Origin of the sequence: Cedecea neteri, assembly GCF_000758305.1 — a bacterium.
Lineage (GTDB): Bacteria > Pseudomonadota > Gammaproteobacteria > Enterobacterales > Enterobacteriaceae > Cedecea > Cedecea neteri_C.
Genome location: NZ_CP009458.1, coordinates 2,561,230 through 2,582,328, shown reverse-complemented (window position 1 = coordinate 2,582,328; position 21,099 = coordinate 2,561,230). Strand labels below are relative to the sequence as shown.

The 21,099-nt window shown below is 57.2% G+C and carries 23 protein-coding genes; 11 read left to right on the top strand and 12 right to left on the bottom strand.

Annotated elements, in window-relative coordinates:
• The first annotated feature begins 10 nt into the window (after positions 1-10).
• The 10 genes from sctV to sctU are packed head-to-tail and all read left to right on the top strand — an operon-like array spanning position 11 to position 9,396.
• Entirely contained in the window at positions 11-2,107 is a 2,097-nt protein-coding gene (sctV, locus tag LH23_RS12100; RefSeq protein ID WP_039291388.1) for a type III secretion system export apparatus subunit SctV, read from the top strand.
• A gap of 11 nt (positions 2,108-2,118) precedes the next feature.
• Positions 2,119-3,063 (top strand): FHA domain-containing protein, encoded by a 945-nt coding sequence (locus tag LH23_RS12095; RefSeq protein WP_039291387.1) that lies wholly within the window; start codon positions 2,119-2,121, stop codon positions 3,061-3,063.
• A complete protein-coding gene (gene sctN, locus LH23_RS12090) occupies positions 3,057-4,421 on the top strand; it encodes a type III secretion system ATPase SctN (protein ID WP_039291386.1) in 1,365 nt (454 codons plus the stop codon). Before LH23_RS12095 ends, sctN begins: the two co-directional genes overlap by 7 nt.
• Positions 4,408-4,875, top strand: coding sequence for a hypothetical protein (locus LH23_RS12085; RefSeq protein ID WP_039291385.1), 468 nt, complete (start codon positions 4,408-4,410; stop codon positions 4,873-4,875). Before sctN ends, LH23_RS12085 begins: the two co-directional genes overlap by 14 nt.
• Complete coding sequence (locus tag LH23_RS12080; protein WP_039291384.1) at positions 4,872-5,495, top strand: type III secretion system HrpP C-terminal domain-containing protein; 624 nt, start codon at positions 4,872-4,874, stop codon at positions 5,493-5,495. Before LH23_RS12085 ends, LH23_RS12080 begins: the two co-directional genes overlap by 4 nt.
• On the top strand, positions 5,492-6,544 hold the full coding sequence (locus tag LH23_RS12075) for a FliM/FliN family flagellar motor switch protein (protein WP_039291382.1): 1,053 nt from the start codon (positions 5,492-5,494) through the stop codon (positions 6,542-6,544). Before LH23_RS12080 ends, LH23_RS12075 begins: the two co-directional genes overlap by 4 nt.
• Positions 6,544-7,209 (top strand): type III secretion system export apparatus subunit SctR, encoded by a 666-nt coding sequence (sctR, locus tag LH23_RS12070; RefSeq protein ID WP_008460987.1) that lies wholly within the window; start codon positions 6,544-6,546, stop codon positions 7,207-7,209. The genes LH23_RS12075 and sctR overlap by 1 nt, the downstream gene beginning before the upstream one ends.
• Before the next feature lie 7 nt (positions 7,210-7,216).
• Positions 7,217-7,483: a type III secretion system export apparatus subunit SctS gene (gene sctS, locus LH23_RS12065; RefSeq protein ID WP_039291380.1), complete on the top strand. Its 267-nt coding sequence runs from the start codon at positions 7,217-7,219 to the stop codon at positions 7,481-7,483.
• Positions 7,480-8,289, top strand: a complete 810-nt coding sequence (gene sctT / locus LH23_RS12060) for a type III secretion system export apparatus subunit SctT (RefSeq protein ID WP_081946083.1) — start codon at positions 7,480-7,482, stop codon at positions 8,287-8,289. Before sctS ends, sctT begins: the two co-directional genes overlap by 4 nt.
• Before the next feature lie 24 nt (positions 8,290-8,313).
• Complete coding sequence (gene sctU, locus LH23_RS12055; RefSeq protein ID WP_008460983.1) at positions 8,314-9,396, top strand: type III secretion system export apparatus subunit SctU; 1,083 nt, start codon at positions 8,314-8,316, stop codon at positions 9,394-9,396.
• A gap of 836 nt (positions 9,397-10,232) precedes the next feature.
• Here the strand turns inward: sctU and LH23_RS12050 are convergent.
• The 11 genes from LH23_RS12050 to LH23_RS12000 form a co-directional block, all read right to left on the bottom strand.
• The gene (locus LH23_RS12050; RefSeq protein WP_039291378.1) at positions 10,233-11,183 is read right to left on the bottom strand and encodes a type III secretion protein; all 951 of its coding nucleotides are present in this window, start codon (positions 11,181-11,183) and stop codon (positions 10,233-10,235) included.
• A gap of 178 nt (positions 11,184-11,361) precedes the next feature.
• Entirely contained in the window at positions 11,362-11,547 is a 186-nt protein-coding gene (gene hrpT, locus LH23_RS12045) for an HrpT family type III secretion system protein (RefSeq protein ID WP_039291376.1), read from the bottom strand.
• A 9-nt stretch (positions 11,548-11,556) separates the two neighbouring features.
• Entirely contained in the window at positions 11,557-13,626 is a 2,070-nt protein-coding gene (sctC, locus tag LH23_RS12040; protein WP_039296616.1) for a type III secretion system outer membrane ring subunit SctC, read from the bottom strand.
• Positions 13,627-13,756: 130 nt separating this feature from the next.
• A complete protein-coding gene (locus tag LH23_RS12035; protein WP_008460979.1) occupies positions 13,757-13,987 on the bottom strand; it encodes a hypothetical protein in 231 nt (76 codons plus the stop codon).
• A 103-nt stretch (positions 13,988-14,090) separates the two neighbouring features.
• Complete coding sequence (gene sctL / locus LH23_RS12030) at positions 14,091-14,711, bottom strand: type III secretion system stator protein SctL (RefSeq protein WP_039291375.1); 621 nt, start codon at positions 14,709-14,711, stop codon at positions 14,091-14,093.
• Between the two features lie 3 nt (positions 14,712-14,714).
• Positions 14,715-15,332, bottom strand: coding sequence for a hypothetical protein (locus LH23_RS12025; RefSeq protein ID WP_039296613.1), 618 nt, complete (start codon positions 15,330-15,332; stop codon positions 14,715-14,717).
• Between the two features lie 5 nt (positions 15,333-15,337).
• Positions 15,338-16,138, bottom strand: coding sequence for a type III secretion system inner membrane ring lipoprotein SctJ (gene sctJ, locus LH23_RS12020; protein ID WP_039291374.1), 801 nt, complete (start codon positions 16,136-16,138; stop codon positions 15,338-15,340).
• 6 nt (positions 16,139-16,144) lie between these two features.
• Positions 16,145-16,558, bottom strand: coding sequence for an EscI/YscI/HrpB family type III secretion system inner rod protein (locus tag LH23_RS12015; protein WP_039291373.1), 414 nt, complete (start codon positions 16,556-16,558; stop codon positions 16,145-16,147).
• A 65-nt stretch (positions 16,559-16,623) separates the two neighbouring features.
• Positions 16,624-16,833 carry a hypothetical protein gene (locus LH23_RS12010; protein ID WP_008460970.1) on the bottom strand — a complete coding sequence of 70 codons (210 nt, stop codon included), beginning with the start codon at positions 16,831-16,833 and terminating at the stop codon, positions 16,624-16,626.
• A 94-nt stretch (positions 16,834-16,927) separates the two neighbouring features.
• Complete coding sequence (locus LH23_RS12005; RefSeq protein ID WP_008460967.1) at positions 16,928-17,902, bottom strand: sigma 54-interacting transcriptional regulator; 975 nt, start codon at positions 17,900-17,902, stop codon at positions 16,928-16,930.
• Between the two features lie 806 nt (positions 17,903-18,708).
• Positions 18,709-19,734, bottom strand: a complete 1,026-nt coding sequence (locus tag LH23_RS12000) for a lytic transglycosylase domain-containing protein (RefSeq protein ID WP_039291371.1) — start codon at positions 19,732-19,734, stop codon at positions 18,709-18,711.
• Positions 19,735-19,933: 199 nt separating this feature from the next.
• On the opposite strand from LH23_RS12000, the gene LH23_RS11995 reads away from it, so the two are divergent.
• Positions 19,934-20,434, top strand: a complete 501-nt coding sequence (locus tag LH23_RS11995) for a lytic transglycosylase domain-containing protein (protein ID WP_039291369.1) — start codon at positions 19,934-19,936, stop codon at positions 20,432-20,434.
• A gap of 64 nt (positions 20,435-20,498) precedes the next feature.
• Here LH23_RS11995 and LH23_RS11990 read toward each other — a convergent pair whose 3' ends face one another.
• Positions 20,499-20,882 carry a hypothetical protein gene (locus LH23_RS11990; RefSeq protein WP_039291367.1) on the bottom strand — a complete coding sequence of 128 codons (384 nt, stop codon included), beginning with the start codon at positions 20,880-20,882 and terminating at the stop codon, positions 20,499-20,501.
• Between the last annotated feature and the right edge of the window lie 217 nt (positions 20,883-21,099).

Below are 21,099 nucleotides of genomic sequence, written 5' to 3'. Positions count from 1 at the left end.
TTGAATAGCCATGAACGCTTTGTTTAACCTTCTTAACCGGCTGGCAATTACCGCCATGCAACGCTCCGAAGTCGTCGGGGCTTTCATCGCGCTGGCGGTGGTGTTCATGCTGATCATCCCGTTGCCGCTGGGGCTGATTGACGTGCTGATTGCGGTCAATATCAGCGTGTCGTGTTTGCTTATCATGACGGCGATGTACCTGCCTAAACCGCTGGCGTTCACCACGTTCCCGGCGGTGCTGCTGCTGACCACCATGTTCCGCCTCGGGCTGTCTATCTCCACCACGCGCCAGATCCTGCTGCAGCAAAACGCCGGGCATATCGTCACCGCCTTCGGCAACTTTGTGGTCGGCGGCAACCTGGCGGTGGGGCTGGTGGTGTTCTTGATCCTGACGGTGGTGAACTTCCTGGTGATCACCAAAGGCTCGGAGCGTATCGCCGAAGTGGCCGCCCGCTTTACCCTCGATGCCATGCCGGGCAAGCAGATGTCTATCGACAGCGACCTGCGCGCCGGGCTTATTAACGTCCAGCAGGCCAAAAGCAAACGTGAAGATCTGGCGAAAGAGAGCCAGCTTTTCGGGGCAATGGACGGCGCCATGAAGTTCGTGAAAGGCGATGCCATTGCCGGGATCGTGATCCTCAGCATCAACATGGTGGGCGGCTTTTGTATTGGCGTGCTGCAGTTGGGCATGGCCGCGGGCGATGCCGCCAATGTCTACTCCATTCTGACCATCGGCGACGGCCTGATTGACCAGATCCCGGCGATGCTTATCTCCCTGACCGCCGGGATGATGATCACACGCGTGTCGGCCAACGAGGATATCCCCAACAACAACATTGGCCGCGAAATCAGCGACCAGCTGACCAATCAGCCCAAGGCGTGGATCATGTCCGCCATCGGCATGTTCTGCTTCAGCCTGCTGCCGGGCATGCCCACGGCGGTATTTATCGTGCTCGGCATCATCACCCTGGGCTCGGGGCTGTTCCAGCTGTGGCGCGCCAAACGCGCGGCGGCCACCAGCACCGGCGGCGAAGTTGTCGCCCCGGAAGCCAACGGCGAAGAAGATATTCGTACCTTCAACCCCAGCCGCCTGTTTGTCCTCAGCTTCTCGTCGGCTCGCGCGGGTGACCCGGCGGCCATGGCGCTTATCGAAGACATTCGTCGCCTGCGGAACCGAATCGTGAACCAGTACGGCTTCACGCTGCCGGTCTTCAACATCGATTTTTCGCCGTACCAGCCTGACGATGAATTTCGCTTTCTGGTGTATGAAGTGCCGAAAGTGATTGGCACCTTTACCTCAAGCAAGCGGGCGCTGGACTACCGCCTGCTGGCCCAGGAAGAGACCGGCACCGAACTCAGCACCGAAACCTATCCGCAGGAAAAAGGCTGGGCGTGGCTGGAAGAAAACGATCCGCTACTGGATAAATTCCAGATGGAATCCTGGAGTTCGCACCAGTTGCTGCTGGCCCGCATGGAAGAAGCGCTCTTTGCCAGCGGCCCGCGCTTTATCGGCCTGCAGGAGACCCGCGCCATTATCTCGTGGCTGGAGATGGACCTGCCGGAGCTGGCGCAGGAATTCCAGCGCATCTTCCCGATCACCCGCCTGAGCGCCGTATTGCAGCGCCTGGTGGCCGAACGTATTTCGCTGCGTTCGGTGCGCAGCATTACCGAATCGCTGATTGTGCATGGCCAGCACGAGCGCGATGTGGGCCTGCTGGTCGACCAGGTTCGCATCGACATCAAAGAACACATTTGCCACCAGTACAGCCACGACGGCGGGATACAGGTCTGGCTGCTGACGCCGGAAACCGAAGAGATCCTGCGCGACAGCCTGCGCCAGACGCAGAACGAAACCTTCTTCGCTCTAAGCCAGGACAAACACGCCCTGCTGCTGGAGCAGCTGCGGGAAGTGTTCCCCCTGTTCCAGCGGCAAACCAGCGTGCTGCTGTCCGCCCAGGATTTACGTAGCCCGCTGCGCCTGCTCATTCAGGACGAATTCCATCACGTCCCGGTGCTGTCGTTCGCCGAGCTGCAATTTAACCTGCCGGTCAACGTGCTGGGGCGCATTGATATTCACGAAAACGCGCTTGACGCCTTCACTGCATAAAGGGTGCTGCCATGTATGAGCTGAGAGTATTAAACGGATTACATGAAGGCGCGGCGCTGCCGTTAAGCGGCGAACGCTGGCAGTTAGGTAACGCCGCCGACAGCGATTTGCAGCTCAACGATGGCGGTATTAAAGCCAGCCACGCTCTGCTAAGCCGCAGCGCCGAAGGCTGGATGCTCACGCCGATGGAGGGCACCGTTTGCCACCGCCACGGCGAACGCCTGAGCGCCCAACAGCTTTGGCAGCCCGGTGAAATCTTCGCCGTCGGCGGCGTCTGGCTGACGCTTGCTGCCGCTGACGACGAATGGGATAACCGCCCGCCACCGCCGTTGCCTGCTGTCAGCCCGAGTCAGCCAGAATCCGCCATACGCGAACCTGTCGGCGGAACACAAAGCAAACCGGCTCCGGCCACACGCCGTTCGCTGCTGGCAAGAATTCTGCCCCGCTGGGCGCAAATATTCACCTTATCCAGCCTGATGCTGCTGACCTTTACCATCTTTAGTTGGGTACTGCAGCCCGGCATCGCCCAGCAAAACAGCGACGACGAGCCGCAAATTAAACCGGCGATCACCAATAGCAACGAACTGCGCAGCGTGGTGGAACAGGATCTGCGCGAGCGGGAGCTCTATAACAAAGTGCAGCTGACCAGCACGCCGCAGGGGATTACGCTCACCGGCGATTTGCAGGAAAACCAGTTGCCGATTGTCAGCCGCATGGTGGACAGCATTCGCAGCGATTATCAGCTCAAGGTGATGCTGACCAACCAAACCAAAGTGCGCGAGGCCGTGCTGCCCTTCCATATCGTGCAAATTACTGCCGGGCCGCACGCCAACATCGTGACCGAGGACGGGCAGCGCTTGTTTGTCGGCGACGAACGTAACGGCCTGCGCCTGACCGGCATTACCGGCGACAGCGTGCAGTTTGGCGGCAAGGAAAACATCGCGGTGAAATGGTAATGGTGCGCTATCAGAACGACCTCAACAGCTGGTTTGCAGAGCGCCACCGTTCGCTTAACCAGCTTTCCGCCGTCAGCGCCCACGGGCGCATCACCGGCATCAGCGGCATTCTGCTGGAAAGCAGTTTGCCGCAGGCACGCATCGGCGACCTGTGTCTAATCAGCCGCAGCGGTGATACCGAAGTGATGGCCGAAGTGGTCGGCTTTAACCCGCGCCACACTTTACTTTCTGCGCTGGGGCCGCTGGACGGCATTGCCCAGGGCGCCCGCGTCACGCCGCTGTTTCAGCCCCACTCTATTAGCGTATCAGACAGCTTATTTGGTAGCGTGCTGGATGGTTTTGGCCGCGCCATTGACGAAGACAGCCTTTCTGCTTTTGCACTAGCCAGCGAAACACCGGACGCCCGGGGCGTGCTCGGCGACGCGCCCCCACCTACGGACAGGCCGCGGATTGATACTCCGCTGCCGACGGGCATTCGCTCCATCGATGGTGTGCTGACGATTGGCGTGGGCCAGCGTGTGGGCGTCTTCGCCGGGGCTGGCTGCGGCAAAACGACCCTGCTTGCTGAAATGGCACGCAACACACCGTGCGATGCCATTGTGTTTGGCCTGATTGGCGAACGTGGCCGCGAACTCCGCGAATTCCTCGACCACGAGCTGGACGCCGAGCTGCGCTCACGCACCGTGCTGGTGTGCTCCACCTCTGACCGCAGCAGTATGGAACGCGCCCGCGCGGCGTTTACCGCCACGGCCATTGCCGAGGCTTTCCGTAACAAAGGCAAAAACGTCCTGCTGATTATCGACTCGCTGACGCGCTTTGCCCGCGCCCAGCGTGAAATTGGCCTGGCGCTTGGCGAACCGCCAGGCCGGGGCGGACTGCCTCCGTCGGTCTATACCCTGCTGCCGGGGCTGCTTGAACGCGCCGGGAAAACCTCGCGCGGCTCCATCACCGCCCTTTATTCGGTGCTGATTGAACAGGACTCAATGAACGATCCCGTGGCCGACGAAGTCCGCTCGCTGATAGACGGCCACATTGTCTTAACCCGCCGTCTGGCGGAGCGCGGGCACTATCCTGCCGTGGACGTGCTGGCCAGCCTGAGCCGAACCATGAGCAACGTCGTCCCACGAGAACATATTGCCGAAGCCAGCACGCTGCGCCAGATGATGTCGGCATACCAGCAGGTCGAAATGCTAATTCGCCTCGGCGAATACCAACCGGGAAATGACCCGATGACTGATGCCGCCGTGCAATCTCAGTCGGCCATCAATGCGTTTTTACGCCAGGCCAACCACGCCCCGAGTGACTTCGTCGACACCCGCCAGCAGCTACAGGAGGTGATTGCTTATGCGCCGTTATAGCGAGGCCGAAACACCGCTCTCACCCGATCCGCAGCAGGTTGCCCTCGAGCAGGTGCTGACGCTTTTGCTGCCCATCCGGCGGCGGCGCTTACGCCGCTGTGAAAGCGAGCAGCGCCAGCACGAACAGCAGCTCCGGCGCTGCCAGCAGGCCGTCGAACAGGGCGAACAGCAGCTGGCAGAAAAGAAAATCGGCTATTTGCAGCTGCGCAATGATTTTGTGCCGCAGCACGCGGGCGTCACGCAGCCGCTTAACGACCTGCGGGAGACGCTGGACGTTGAGAAATCCAGCCGCGCGGGGGTGATTCAACAAATTCAGCACACGCACCAGCTACAGGCAGAGGTGCAACAGCAACAGGAACGGCTGACCGCCGCGCAGTCAGCCGTGCAGCGCTGCCAGCGGGACATCGAAAAAATGGAGTATTTGCTCAACCAAAATCAGGGGAACGCTTTATGATTCACCACGCGCTAAAAAACGCTCACCCGCAGCCGAAACTTTGGCAGCAGGCTCATCCTGCTCCGCAGCCACACCACCAGCCGGAAAACAGCCCGCAAACGCCTGCACCTCGCACACCACGCGCGCCGGGGAATAACACGCCCTTCATGCCGCAGATGCCCGCTCGCAGCGCGTCTTCGTCCAGCCGGGCCAGCGATCGCCAGAAACTGTCGCGGGATGAAAAAGAGTTCAGCGATCTCCTGTCCGACGATGAACCAGCCCCGGTGATGCCCATTCTGGCGCTCAATCTGTTTGACGGCTCGCTCGGCGGTGCTGAGCAGCCGCAGCAGGCCAGTGAATCCCAGTCTTCCGCCCTGCGCGCCATGCTGGAATCACACCTGGTGCAAGGTATTGAACAACAGGAAAGCCTGCCCGCGCGTTTTAGTCTGCTGCTACCGGATTTAGGTGAAGTGGTGGCGCAAGTGACCCCGGCCAATGGCGATGTGCTGGATATTGCACTCGGCTTTTCCGCCGAGGCCTGGGACAAAGTTCGCGGCTTTGAACAGGACGGGCAAGGCTCGCTCAGCGGCCGTCTGGGGAAAAAAGTTCGCCTGCGCTTTAAGCGGCGGGAGGCAGTATGAAACGCCTGATGCTTGCCGCCCAGTCACATGACGAAGCCCGGCTGCGGCGCTGGATCGGCAGCGGCTGGCGGCTCCCTTTCTTCCGGGAAGAACTGGCCGGTGAACTTCGCCTCTTACCTTCCCGAACGCAGCCCCGGTCAGACATGTCGGGTGAAGCTTTTCACTGCGCGGCTGGCACGCTGCTTTTTAGCGACCCGCTGCCGGTGTTGGGACTGATGGCCGATTGCCCGGCGCTGCCCGGCGTTTCCACCGAGAACAATGCCTGGTACTGGCGCTATTTCAGCCAACAGCTCAGCCCCCAACTGGCCGAACTCTTTGAGTTTCTGCAGCCTGCCGAAGAACGGCAACAACCTGACATCACGCTGCGCTTTGAGGTTTTTCTCGGCGAAGCCCAGGCCAGTACGCTGTTGTCGCTCTCCTGGGACACGCTGCATCAGCTTGCCCGGCATCCCGCCTGGCAGCGGCTGATCGCCCCACTCAACCCAGAATTTCCGCTTCAGTTACCGCTGACCGTTGGCAAACTCCAGCTTTCCTCAGGTGCCGCCCGCCGCCTGGCCAGCGGAGATTTGCTTTTGCCCTCAGAGACGTTCTTCTCGCCGGAAGGACACGGCGTTATGCCGCTGGCACGGCGACAATTTCAAGTTCACCTGGAACTGGCGAGCGAAACCACTCACAGAGACTTACTACACATTACGTTTAGCGAGGAGCTAACCATGACTTACCCGAACGCCCCCCTGGAGTACGACGATCAGCAGGACGGCGAAGAAGTGGTACCCGCCGGGGAATGGCAAACAACACGGGGGAGTTTCGACGACTTGTCGCTGGATTTAACCATCCGCTGCGGTAACTTGCAGCTGACGCTCGGCGAACTACAGCAGCTGGACGCGGGATCAACGGTATTGGTTCAGCACGTCACGCCGGGTGAGGCGCTGCTGTGCCACGGCAACAGCCTGCTGGCAAAAGGTGAACTGGTGGACGTTAACGGTACGCTCGGCTTCCAGGTCACCCGCATGCTGCGCCAGGCGGGTACGGCCATGGAACCCGTGTGATGGCCGAGAATATCAGCTCATTCAATCCGCTGGCGCTGGCCATCCTGCTGGGGGCAATTTCCCTGCTGCCCCTGCTGCTGATGATCACCACCAGCTTTCTCAAGATTTCGATGGTGCTGATGCTGACGCGAAACGCCATCGGAGTGCAGCAAACGCCGCCCAACATGGCGCTTTACGGCATCGCGCTGGCCGCCACGCTGTTCGTGATGGCGCCGGTATTCGACGGGATGCAAACCCGCTTCAAAGAGAAACCTCTCGATACCACCAGCGCCGAGCGCTTAGAGAACAGCTTGCAGTACGGCATTAAGCCGCTGACCGACTTTATGCTGCGCAACAGCGACCCGGACCTGGAAACGCACCTGATGGAAAACAGCCAGCGCATGTGGCCGAAAGATCTGTCTGAGAAGGTCGTCCACCAGCGCGACAACCTGCTGATCCTGATCCCGGCGTTCGTGCTGTCCGAACTGCAAAACGGCTTCAAGATCGCCTTTTTAATTTTTATCCCATTTCTGGTGGTGGACCTGATTGTCTCCAACGTGCTGCTGGCGCTGGGGATGCAGATGGTGTCGCCGATGACCATCTCTTTGCCGCTCAAAATTCTGCTTTTTGTCATGGTCAGCGGCTGGACGCGCCTGCTGGACGGCCTGTTCTACAGCTATATGTGAGGACGTTATGGACATGATCTACATGTTTAAGCAGGCGGTGCTGATGGTGGTTGTGCTCTCCGCGCCGCCGTTGGTGGTCGCCGTGCTGGTGGGCATTGTGGTGTCCCTGCTGCAGGCGGTGTTTCAGCTCCAGGATCAGACCCTGCCCTTCGCCATCAAGCTGGTGGCAGTGGGTACCACGCTGGCGCTGAGCGGCCGCTGGATTGGCCTGCAAATGGTGGAGCTGGCGCAGTCCGCCTTCAACATGATGGCCGCGTCCGGAACCCTGCGATGATTGCCGCCGAACTGACGCCCATTTTCAACGGCATGCTGGGACTTGGGCTGGCAATCGCCCGTGTTTACCCGTGCGTGCTACTGACGCCGCTGTTTGCGTTCTCTGCCCTGAAAGGGATGATCCGCACGGCGGTTGTCGTGCCGCTGGCGCTTTTTGTCACGCCGACCATTGTCCCGATGTTGACCCACGCTCCGCACACGCCGTGGGGCATTGTCGCCATGATGCTGAAAGAAGTGGTGCTGGGGATTTTTCTTGGTTACCTGTTGGCGCTTCCCTTCTGGCTGTTTGAGTCAGTGGGCGTGCTGTTTGATAACCAGCGTGGGGCGCTCAGTGGCGGCCAGCTTAACCCGGCCCTGGGCGCAGACGAAACGCCGCTCGGCTACATGCTTTTGCAATGGTCGATGATGGTGCTGATCGTCAACTTTGGCCTTTCGCTGGCCACCCAGGTTATCTGGGACAGCTATCGGCTATGGCCGGTGGACAGCTGGCTACCCGACTTCCGCGAGCAGGGGTTCCTGGTGTTCCTCGGCCAGGTGAAGCAGATGTTTATCGATACCATTCTGTACGCCGGTCCACTGGTGCTGCTCCTGCTGTTTCTTGATTTTGCCGTCGGCGTGCTCAGCATCTACAGCCCGCAGCTGCAGGCCACGGTGCTGACCGTGCCGCTGAAGTGCATCGCCGGGCTGCTATTCTTCATCTTTTACCTGCCCACGCTGGAATATTTCGCAGGCCACCAGTTCAGCGGCCTGCGGGATATGATCCCGCACCTGGCGGATATTCTGCCCGCCCGTCAAACCACCTGGTAACGCCGCTTCGGAGGGTGCCAAGCCGTGAGTGAAAAAACAGAGAAGGCCAGCCCCCATAAACTTCAGGAGGCGCGTAAAAAAGGCCAGGTCAGCCAGAGTCAGGACATCCCCAAACTGCTGATCATGTTCGGCGTCCTGCAGCTGATTTTTTCCATGATGGAAGCCAGTATGGCGAAGCTGCAGGCGCTGATGCTCCTGCCGCTGATGCGCCTCAGCAGCCCTTTCAATCAGGCGTTAGGAGAAGTTGGCGGCGCCGCGCTGCTGACCGTCGGGGTGTTTTTTATGATGACGGTGGGCACCGTGATCCTGCTGCGCATTGCCGCAGGCTGGATCCAGTTTGGCCCGCTGTTTGCCATCGCCGCGCTGGCCCCGAAGCTTGAGGCGCTGAACCCGCTGAATAAATTCAAAGAGATGTTTTCGGTAAAGCAGTTTATTCAGATCCTCAACAGCCTGCTGAAGGCCATCACCCTTTCGGTGGTGTTCTGGCTGCTGATCAAACCCCGCCTGTCGCAAATGGCCAATCTTTCAGGCGGCACGCTGGACGGTTTCTGGCACGCGGGCGTGGCGATTCTGGAAACCCTCGCCCACACCATCGTTGGCGTGATGCTGGTGTTTTCGGTGGCCGACTTTGCGCTGCAGAAATATTTCTTCCTCAAGCAAAACCGCATGAGCCACGAGGATGTGAAAAACGAATACAAGCAGATGGAAGGTGACCCGCATACCAAAGGCCACCGTAAGCACGTCGCCCACGAAATCCTCAACGCGCCGGCAAAAAAAGTCACCCCACAGGAGATGGAAAAAGCCGACGTGCTGCTGGTGAACCCGACGCACTACGCCGTGGGGCTGCGCTATCTGCCGGACGAAACGCCGCTGCCGGTGCTGCTGTTTAAAGCGCAGGACGAAGACGCCAAAGCGCTGATTAAACTGGCACACGCCGCCAATATCCCGGTGGTTCGCTACGTCTGGCTTACCCGTAATCTTTACCGCACCACCGAAGAAGGCGCCTATATCCCACGCGATACGCTAAAAGCGGTGGCCGCTATTTACCGCCTGCTGCGCAAACTTGAGGGACGCCTGAAGGGCGAGACGATTGAGTTTGAGGAGTAGCGGCGGCGATCGCCCCTTCCTTTGGGTTCTGCCTTAGTCACATTTTACTTGTGAATTCTCCAGAAGAAATCTTTCACTTTGCAGTTATTCCGTTCACCTATAGATCTTTTTTCCCGCATGTTCAGAAACGCTAAGCAGCAACCCCTCCGGCTATCACCTAAATATTCGTGAACAATCCTGCCCCTCACCCCGACCCTCTCCCCAAAGGGGCGAGGGAGGACACAAAAGCCACGGGAAACATTGTTTATTCCCTCTCCCTTCCAGGGAGAGGGTTAGGGTGAGGGTAAGAAGCGACGCTGCGTTTTAAATCAGTGCTAAACATAAAGCGAGGCACGGTTCCGGCTTAAATCGCCTCCGTTTTCTCTCCGACTGACCAGGGTCCGGCCGTCGGGAACGGCCGGAGGTTGAGAGCGTCGGGAACGCATCTCAGCCGACCCAGGACTGGGAGATAAAACGGAGGTCTGCCGCTTCAGCGGTCGATTTATTTCGCCGGGAGTCCGGGGTCTCGGGGGAGTGACGGTGACTCCCCCGAGCCGTTCACGAGTTTGGTGGTGACATATAAAACAGGACTGGAAGTGAACGGAATATTCGCCGACCCTACATAAGCGCAGGGATTTCTGACTAAGAGACAGCGCTTAGGTAGAGACTCGAATAATTATTCTGCGCTTGCAATGCACGGGCGCGCTCGAGAGACCAAAAAAAGACCGGTATCCCACGCGATTAACGCAGAAAAACCGGTCAAATAGAGGGCGAAGAAGAGTTTCGCGAAACACGCGTGGTGAAGTTACCTTGCACCACGCGTCAAAAAGAACATCTGTGGATTACAACACAATCTCTTAAGCCAGCACGGCGCTGGCCAGGTTCATCAGCGCACCGTGGTGATGCTTCATGGCATCCTTGATGATATTGCCGTTAAACAGCTGTGCGTCGGCGTTCATCAGCAGGCTGGAAGAGCCGTTGCCCGGTGCCGTAGCGGAACCTGGGATAGAGCCACCGACCATGGAGGTTTTCAGATCGTTTTTCGCGGACTGGAAGGCTTTCAGCGAATCGCCGCTCAGCGGCTTGCTGTTTTTCAGCGCATCTTCCCAGCTGGATGGGCCTTTACCAATGTGCACCAGGCCCGGCATACCGGCGCCCGCGCTCTGCGGCTTGCCGTAGATCTCCGGGTGCTGATCCATGAATTTACCGATTTCAGCGCGAGTCTCTTTCGAGCCGCCGTCAACTTTACCGCCGCCGCCCAGCATGGCACTCAGGCCGCTGGTATCTGACTTCACGTCATCCAGCGCCTGCAAGCCCATTTTGCTGCCCAGCTGGCTGCCCATGCTGTTACCCAGCTGGTTGAAGCTGTTTGCGCTGTTGGCGCTGGTGGTGGACAGCGGCAGCTGAACCAGGCCAATGCCTGTAGACGGTGACTGCAGGCCGTTGCTCATGCCGCTGTTGAAGGCATTCATGTTGCCTGCACCCGCCTGGCTGTTGAACGGAGAGTTCTGGGAATTCACGCCCATCTGCTGCAGCACCTGCTGGAGCATCTGCTGCATGTTGCTCATTGCCAGCGTGTTACCCATGCTCGCGCCGCCCTGACTCTGCGGGGACATAAAGGTGTTGTTATTGTTGTTACCGTTCATGCCGCCAGAGAACAGCAGGTTGGTCAGCTTGGATGCAATGTCATGCACCATCTGATCGCCAACGTTTTTCAACAGGTTAGCGGCCATACCTTCTGGGGTTGCGTTCAGCGCCAGCTGCGGTAATGCAGTGGCCAGATTCAGCATATTTCCAATCGTACTCATTCGATTACCTCACCATGACAACGGGGTTGATACAGGCGACCAGCCCTGCTGGTTCGCAGTATTAAGACGCCTGTTAAGTGAAAAGAAACCGGCTTCGGTTCCACAAAACTGCATAACATCAGGAAAAAATATGATTTTTTAAAAACAGGCGTGCAAACAGCCACGCCCGCTCTCGCACTCAGCGCACCGGCATCTGCGTGTAATCCTGCACGCCGTTACGCATATCGTTCGGCCACCAGATAGTCAGGTGGTGGCTGTCTGACAGCGGCCTGCAGGCCACGCTGTCACAGCCGTTGTCATTGCGGGTGGCGCAGCCGCTAAGCACAAACGCCACCGCCATCAGTAACAAAATCGAAGGTTTCATCGTGGCTCCTTAATGCAGTACAGGGCGCGGCGGCAAAAGATAGCTGCGCGATCTGGATGAATTCACCGGCAAAGACGAGGCAGAGGTCAGCAGCGACTGGCGGCTGCGGCGCCCTTCTCCTCGCGTGCGGTAAGCGATATACACTTCTGCCGACTGACCTGGGGCAAGGTTTCCACCCGGCCAGGCGGCCACGGCCAGCACGTCATCATCGCGGCAATTGGATTCGTCAAAACGCTGCGGCTTGCCGCTGATATTGCGGATCAGCCCGACGCTAATTTGTACCGACGAATTGCTGTACCACTGGCTGTGAGAACTGTCTGATGACAGCCCCGGCCCCACGTTACACAGCTGGCCAATGCCCACGCCTTCTCCGCCTGCCTGGAACCCCGTCGGGACTTTGTCCTCCGCCAAATCCCGCATAGCGTTTTCGATATCGCCTTTCATCGAGCTGTAGCGCTGGCGGAGCTGCACTTCATTCATTGCCGAAGAGAGCTGCTGGCGATCCTGCTCGTCGATGTAACGCGTCGGGTCCACCTGGTCGCCCACCAGATGCGGCGTGATGATAAACAAGCGTTCGCGCTGCGACGTTTCGTGGCTGGTATAAGAGAAGAATTTCCCCAGGTAAGGAATGTCGCCCAGCAGCGGAATACGGTGGTCGGTGTCGCCGGTTTCACGTGAATGGAAGCCGCCCATGACCAGCGAGCCGTTCTGCTGCACCAGCGCCTGAGTGCTGACCGTGGCGCGCTTCGCGCCGGTTGCCACGCCGTCATCGTTGACCTGGACTTTGCCGTCTTCCACATCCACCACTAACTGCACCGTGCTGGTTGGCCCACTGCCAATGGCACGCGGCACCACCTGCAGGCTGGTTCCGGCTGTTACTGGTTCAATGGTCGCCACGCGCTCACCGGTCGCGGTAATAAAAGCGGTATCGCTCATGTCGATCACTGCGGGCTGGTTTTCCAGCGTCAGAATCGACGGGTTAGCCACGATAGAGGCGTTGCCCTCGCCTTCCATCGCCTGGATCTGGGCAAAGAAGCGGCTGTAGTCGGTCACGAATAGCGTGCCTGCGCCCTGCAGCATGGAAGAGCCGGCGGTAATGTTGCCGAATGTGCCGCTGAGGTTGCTGGAGAACTTCGAAAACGCATGGCGATCGACATCAATGATCATGGCGTCGATTTCCACCAGCTTTTGCGGCACGTCGATCTGCGAAATCAGCGCCTGATACTGCTCCCGGCGTTTGGGATCGTCCCGCACCAGCAGGGCGTTGTTGCGAACATCGGCAGAAACCAGCGGGTTCATTTCCCCTTCGTCATCACCGCCTGCGCCGCGCATACGGCTGTCCTGGCCCTGAATCAGCCCGGAGAGAATGTTGTCCGATTGTTCCTGGAATGATTTGTTGAGGGCTTCACGCGAGCTGCCTTCCCCACCGGGCACAATCCCTTGTGAAGAACGGTTGCTCTTTTTGCCCAGCAGTTCGTTGAGGATGCTTGCCACACCGGGCACCAGCAGCGTTTTCTCGCGGTATTTAATTTCGCGATCGGCCACCGAGGCGTACTTCAGCGGGAACGCCATCATCTCTTTATTCTGCTTTTTGTCTTTGTCTTTGGCGCTAAAGTCCGCCACCAGCGCGACGTACTCCGGCGGCCCGGTGACAATCACCACGCCGTCGTCCGGCAGCTCGCCGTAGCCGAATTTGTCTTCCAGCAGCCCGACATCACGCAGCGCCTGCTTGAGATCCGGCGCGGCATCGGCTGACACGCTGATGCGCTTTGAGGTTTCTGCCGACTGCGGGCTGACGAACAGCGAGCCGTTATAGACAAACCACTGGAAGCGGTACTGCAGCGCCAGGCGGTCGAGGAAGGCCACGCCGCTGTCGGAACGCAGGCGTCCGTCCACCACGCTGTCGGGCACATCTCCTAAACGCAGATTCACGCCGTGGCTGCTGGCGAAATCCTGCAAGACGGTGCGCAGCGGCGTGCCCTGAGCAGAATAGGCATAGGCGCCATTTTGCCAGTCGGCTGGCGTTTGAGCGCTAACGGCTGCGCTGTAGCAGCCGGCGGTTGCGGCCAGGGCGAACATGGCTGAGCGTAGTAAACGAACGTGCTGATTCAACGACTCACTCTCCTGTAATCGACGGCCAAATGAGCTAGCCATCAGGGGGATAAACTGTGTTAAACAACGGCTTACGAATAAGCCGTCGACGGCATAACTAGTTGATAGAGTCGATAATCTCCTTGCTCAGGCTATGCTTGAGCGACCCCAGCTGGCTGTCGGTGAAAGTCGCCGCCGCCTCTTTCATCAGGGCGTTTTTGAATTCCACCATGTCGCCCATGCTTGGTGCCGGCTGGCCGAGCGTGCTCTGTGCCAGCTCGGCAACCGAGTGGTGCAGACGAGACAGCTGGCTGTCGAGATTGCGCTGAATATCAAAGGAATTGCTCATACGTTTCTCCTCGCGTTGAAATCGCATGATAAGTGGCGGTAGAAAGGCGGCAGTTCCCGCCCCGGGAAAATTAACTTCCCGGCGGGATGGTTTTTATCGTGGGTTAGCTGGTGAGGCGCAGTAAATGCTGCTGGAGCGAAGCCCAGCTAATGCTGAATTCGCCCTGGGCGGTTTGCAACAGCAGCGTTTCGGCCGCCAGCGCATCATCGACGCAGCGCGTCCAGCCTAACTGAGGGCGAGCGGCCAGCCAGCTTGCCAGCGGCGCTTCATACTGTGAGGGGTGATACAGCGTGACGTCCGTTGCACGGGCGCTTGAACCCTGGAGCTGCGTCAGCAGCGCCGTGAGTTTTTGCTGGTCACTCAGGCCGCCAAACAGCTGTTCGAACGCGGCCGAGATGAGCGCCTGCGCCTGGCTGACAATTTCAGCACTTTGCGCGTCCCGCTCGGCCTGCCATTCGCTAAAAAAGGGCTCGGCCCGCAGCCAGAAATTCCGCTCGGCCTCTTCACAGCGTGTGATGGCCAGTCGTTCAGCGTCGGCCTGCGCTTCGGCGAGCATCTGCTCAGCCTGTTGGCGAGCCTCTTCCAGCAGGGCTTCACTCTTGCGCATGGCCTGTTCGACCAGGCTTTGAGCCTGTTGCTGCTCCTGTAAAACAGAGTGAGGCAACAGCACGCCTTCGATAACCTGGGCGTCCTCTTCTATGGCGAGTTTACGGCCAATCCACATGCTTTATTGCTCCCGTGAAAAATCGTTCAGCGCCGGCGTTAACGCCCGTTGAGTCTGCCAGATAGCACCCTCCCACAGCGCCTGCAGGCGATTTAGCGGCGGCGCAGGTTCATCCGCTACCCACGCTTCACATTGCGCGATGACAGGCTGAGGGAAACTGAGCCGCAGCCGCTGCCAGGCAGCAGGCGTTAGAATCGGGCGCAGCAGGCAAAGCACGGCGAGATTTGGCTCTTCGCTAAAACTAAGACTTGCGGGCAGCCAGACGCCGGGACGTAAACCCCGGGTTAGCCGTTCGCACCAGATCCGCTGAGGTTCCGAGAGCTGCCCCGCCCCACTCCCCCGCTGGCAAACCTCAGCCACCAGCGCAAAAAGCGTTTCGCGCTGGGCCAAGCCAAGCGAAACCAGGGCCAGCAGGCGGGCGTCAGGTGTTTCCGGCAGAGAGTCTTCCAGCGCCAGCATAGCCGACACGGCCTGCGGCGACTTGAGCATCAGGCTCTGGCGTCGCGCCTCGTCCAGGCTGAACCAGGGCAGCCCGAACCAGCTGGCATCCGCCTGCCGCCAGAATTCCTCCTGCCACCAGCGCAGCCAGTTCGCCGCCAGTGCGTTATCCCAGGTAACCACCAACGTTACCGCCGCTCGGAGGGCACAACGGCCAGTTCAGTGGAGCCTGAATTTTTGCCGCGTTTCATCGCCTTTAATTTCGGTAAAAGGGTGAAGATCCCGCCAAGCAGCAGCAACAGCCCCATCAGCGAGAAGAACAGCGTTCTGACCGTGGCATACTGCGAAAGCGTCAACTGGAAAGGCCCTAAGGTCACCAGTTCCACGCGGTCGTGATAGGCCGCAGCGGGAACAAACACCACGGACAGCGCTCCGTCATTTTTCCCTGAAAGCCCAGGAATACTCGCGGCAACCAGGCGGCGGATCCTCGGCTCAATGCTGTCGGGGTCCATCTCCGGGGTGTATTTAATAAACACCGACGCCGACGCTGGCTGCACCGGTTCACCGGGCGCCACGCGCTCAGGCAGGACAACGTTCACCCGAGCCACCACCACGCCGTCAATTTGTGAAAGCGTGGACTCCAGCTCCTGGGACAGTGCATAGATATAGCGGGCACGCTCTTCGAGCGGGCTGGAAATAATGCCGTTTTTCTGGAACACCTCGCCCAGGTTGGTCCGCGCTTTATGCGGTAACCCGTTGGCGTTGAGAATGCGAACCGAGCGTTCAATATTGTCCTGAGCCACCAGTACGGTGACGCCGGTTTTATCAATTTGCTTGTCGGCTTCAATCTTGTATTTCGAGAGTTCGGAAATGATGTCATTGGCATCGTTTTCCGTCAGGCCGGTATTCAGAATGACCTGTGAGTCGCAGCCTGCCAGCAGCAGGACCAGCAGCCAGGGCTGCAGGATTTTTCGCCAGCGTCGTTGCATGATGGATTACTGCAGGTTGGTCAGTTTATCGAGCCCCGAAATGCTCTTCGAGACGATCTTCGCGTTCATCATGCTCTCCAGGTAATAGTTCGAGAGCTGGTCGTCCACCTGGTTAAGCACCAGCGGATCGGTGGAGCGCGCGGCTTTACGCAGCACGTTATTCATCTGTTTCTGATCGCCTTCCATTTGCTTGAACATGCCGGAGGCTTTTTCAAACATCGCGGCAGGTTTCCCCCCTACGCCACCCATTGCCGAGGCCGCTTCCGGCTGTTGCAGTGCGGCTGAAAAGAAAGCGGCATCGCTTTGGTTCGCGACGTTGTTGCCGAACGGGATAGAAGACTGTGTGGCCGGGTTGGATGCAACGCCCAGAGACTCGGGTTCTGGCAAAGGCATACCTGTCGCAGGATTAAGAATGTGCATAAGAGAGTTTCCGCCAGCAGAAGAGAAGATCAGGGATTCACGCCGGGGCGAATCCCTGATTAGCATTAGAAGGAAATTTTGTTCTGTGCCAGAGAACTGATCATGGTGGTGGCGGAGTTCTGGTAGCCGGACACGTAGGCGTTCTTACGGTCACGTTCAGCTTTGTCCAGAGAATCCTGCATGGATTTGTTTTCGATAGAGTCCATCTGAGACTGGAAGCTATCTGCCAGGCTGCTGCTTGCGCCCGCGTTGTTACCGGTGTTTACTGATGCCATGATGTTTACTCCTCGTTAATTAAACAGCAAATGTTGTGTCATTCACGGATTAAGTGGCGCGGCGTAAGCGGCAGTTCCAAAGAAATTTAAAAAATTAATTTTCCTTTTCGGTCAAAGACTTAATTCTCTGATACAGCGTTCTTCTTGGAATCCCCAATTCATGTGCGGCGCTGACAACCCGATTTTCATGCCGCGAGAGGCAATCCTCTATCAGGCTGTATTCTATCCGCCGCAGCCGTTCGCGCAGCCGTACGGAACGCATCTCCGGGTGCGCGACCTGCCCCAGGGCCGGCAGCCCCAGCACAAACCGTTCGGCAGCGCCTTTTAATTCACGAATATTCCCCGGCCAGCGGTGCATCAACAGCGCTTCGCTGAGGTGCTGCGGCATCGGCGGCATCGGGCGATTCAGACGAATAGCAGACTCCTGCGCAAAGCGGCGGAACAGGGGAATAATGCATTCCACGCGCTCACGCAGCGCCGGAAGCGAAATTTTGACCGTCGTCAGGCGGAAGAAGAGATCCTGGCGGAACAGCTTTTGCTCCATAAGCTGGGCAAGGGGCTTTTGCGAGGCCACAATCACCCGCAGATTAAGCGAAATAGACTGCGTGCTGCCAAGGCGCCCCACGGTACGGGTTTCTAATACCCGCAGCAGCTTGGCCTGCAGGCTCAGCGACATGCTGTCAATTTCATCCAGAAACAGGACGCCATTATTGGCGCTTTCAATATAGCCGGCACGCGAGTGCGTCGCGCCGGTGTAGGCCCCCGCCGTCACGCCAAACAGTTCACTCTCTGCCAGGGTTTCGGGGATCGCCGCGCAGTTAATCGGCACAAAAGCACCCCGACAGCCAGAATGGTCGTATATACGACGCGCAAAGGTGTCTTTCCCGGTGCCCGTTTCGCCTTCCAGCACCAAATCAACCTTCAGAGGGGCTAACGTTTGCAGCCAAATATCCAGCCCGTCGTGCACATTTTCAGACGCGGGTAATGCGGCTGCGGACCGCGGCATATTCAAATCGATATCGACCGGAATATGCTTTATCTCCCAATGATTCGAACTGTTTTCTTTCATAAATCCCCCGCTGCCTGGCTTATTCAAGGTCTGGCGTATGAGTCCCACTTATGAACCATAAACGTGAACCACAAAATAATTGCCGCCTGCCGCCGTGAGCAAAATACGGTAGCACGCTAAATAAATGAGTTTTGTTTATGAGAAGCAGGAACAACCTATCACCGAGCCGCGGTTTCACAATCAGACAAAATTTTAGCCCCATGTAGGAATATCCCTACAGCGGAATACAGATTCAACTGTTCCGATGTCTGGATAGCAGGTCTTTTTTGGCGTCATAAAATCTTCCGCCGAGAACGTTTATTGAGATTAATTCCGTGAGGCCGACTGAAAAAAAATGTGAGGTTTACTGAATATTTCCAAATGTATTAATAAGAATCTAAATATATCATTATTAAATTAACTAAATGATTTTAATGAATAAATTAATTAAATACAGACAGGTCGTTAATTTTTTTCCCCGTTGCGACCAAAAAATGAATTTTTGCCCATCTCACGCATGACGCCCGACGGATTCTCCGACAGGGTTTCCTCACAATCCGCAAAGGCGATAACATATATTTACGATTATTTACATTGAGGGATCGCTATGGAAACACCCTTTTCTTTTTGAAATATATTTCACTTTTAGTATTTATGTTTAATTGGGAACATTCCTGGACGCACTTACTGCGATTAATCACGCCAATTTAGCTTGTCAAAGAAATAAACTGCTTTGTAACTAAAAAAAGCAGCCACTACTCTTTGAAGAAGTGGCCACTGAATTACCCCATTTTGTAAAGCAACGGGTAAAAATTAACGCTCCACAATCAGGCGAATTTCGCCATATGGCTGTTCACTTCATTCACATAGTTAGGGTCGCCTAAAGAGACGCTGGACAGGTTGTGCAGGTTCACCTGATCGTCGCCGGAGTTATAGGCGCGCAGCGCGGCATCATAGCTGCCGAATTTCTCTTTGCCTTCTTTAAGCATCAGCGCTGAGCACATGATCTGGTTGGCCGGTGAGTTCATGTCGCTGCCGAGCTTGTCCGGGTATTTGCTTTGCATCGCCCGGTAAGTGTCCGGGTTGATCTGGTTCATGCCGCTGTCGGTCAGGCCGTTGCCCGGGTTGGTGGATTTGGCGTTTACGTCCCCACCGGACTCCTGCATCGTCAGCGCAGCCAGAAGCTTGGCCGGAACGCCGGTTTCTGCGGAGGCTTTTTCATATTCCCCGCCGAACTGGGAAACAATTTTCTGCAGCGTTGGATCGCTTGTTTTCAGGCTGGTGTCGCCCGGCGGCAGGCTATCCGCAGACGGCCCCGATGCACCAGACGGACCGCCGGAAGGCGCGGCCGCAAGGTTATTCAGCGGGCGGCCAGCATCGCCAGCACCATCGCTGCTGCCGCTGTCCATACCAGAACCTGAGCCTGAGCCGGAACCAATACCGCTCGCCGGTGAAGAGGAATCATCGTCGCCTTTACTTTGCCCGGTGTTCATGTGGAAGAGCTGCATCAGCTCTTTCAGGAACTGCTGCAGCATCTGCTGGAGTTCCTGCATCATGCTGTCGGCGGAACCGCTGCCGCTGCTTGATGAAGCATTCGCCGGGTTCGTTGCCGGGCTGTTATTACTGGCCGGTGAGTCGCCAAAGTTAATCGCCGAAGGCTTGTCCGCCGCACCCGTGTTGGCAAAGTTCAGCGCCAGCGGGATAGCCAGCGTGTTCCCGCCGTTATTCAGCAGCAGTTTGGCGGTAATGCTGTTACTGCCGTTCTGTGAGTCAGGTGACGCCCCGTCCAGGCCTGGAAATTGGTTTTCCGGCAAAAGAGGTGAGAACCCACCCGGTCCTGATGATATCTGCATACAACACACTCCCCTAAGTGATACCCAGTAGCAATAACCGGCCGCCGCTTAACCGCGCAATGACGCTTAGTTTTACCCACGTCCGGGATGTCCAACTGAGTGAGAGCCAGGGTCAAAGAGTTCCTTATGTGGCAAAAAATGGGAACCCAGGCGCGCTTTTCGCCACACATTGCCTGTAAGAACCAGAGGAGATAACGCGATGCAGACCAAACAGTGGCGCTGGGGACTTTTACTGCTCAGCCTTCCGGCCCTCGCGCAGGCCGAATGCTTTACCCGAGTGGGACATGCCTTTGGGATTGCCCCGGCATTGCTGGAGGCCATCGCCTGGAAAGAGTCGAAATTTAGCCTCTCGTCGGTGAACGCCGCTAATTCAAACCACACCGAAGATGTGTGCATGATGCAGGTGAACAGCGTGCATTTTGGGCGGCTGAAGCAACTGGGCGTGACGCGTGACAACCTGCTGCACGATCCCTGTACCTGCATCGCCACCGGCGCATGGGTTTTACACGGACTGTTCCGTCAGTATGGCCGCTCCTGGAATACTGTCGGCATGTACAATACCGGCCCGTCGGAAAAGCGCCACCAGCTTCGCCAGCGCTATGCCGATGACGTCCAGCGTATCTACAAGATCCTGCAAAAGCAGCAGCCCTCGCGGCGCGAAGAAGATCTGTTTGCCAGCAACGAGGCTGCTAAGGGATAAAATATCCGTATGCAGGCTTTCTCGTCAGGGAATAATTCTTCTTTGAGAAAGCATGAGTGATTTATTAAAGCTGTTTTATTGGGTATGAGTTTTTGCTGGCAGAACCATCACCATAGGTTTCGGTGATAGTTAATTTCTTTCCTTCAACTGAATACGTTACGACGCTATCTAAAGGATCGTCACGCCAGCGGCCAATACTGTCAGGATTATCCGACGCCCACATTACTTGGTTGCCAATCAGTTTGCACTTGATACCCCAGCGGGTGTTATCGTTCTGCCTGAAGTAATGCACATAGGCAATGCCTGACTCAACTTTATCCAGCTTCATGATTTTGTGATCGCGACCAAACATAGCCGCCGCTGAAGCTTTGCAAATTTGGCCGACATCAATATCTGCTGCATATACGGAGGAACTAAAGATCAGTGGAATAAGCAGGAGTTTTTTCATTTTAAAGCTCCGTTTATAGGGGTACGATATTTATCGGCAGCGCAAAGAATAACTTTATTCAGCGTCCCTCTGAAATTAAAGAATAATTTCAGAGGGTGATAATTTATAGATGCATGTATTCTGGAAGTGCTTTGTCGAAATCGAAGAGGCATGTGCCATTCCTTTTAGACTGCATATTATTGGAATGACACAAAATTTCTAAAACGCCTTGAAAAAG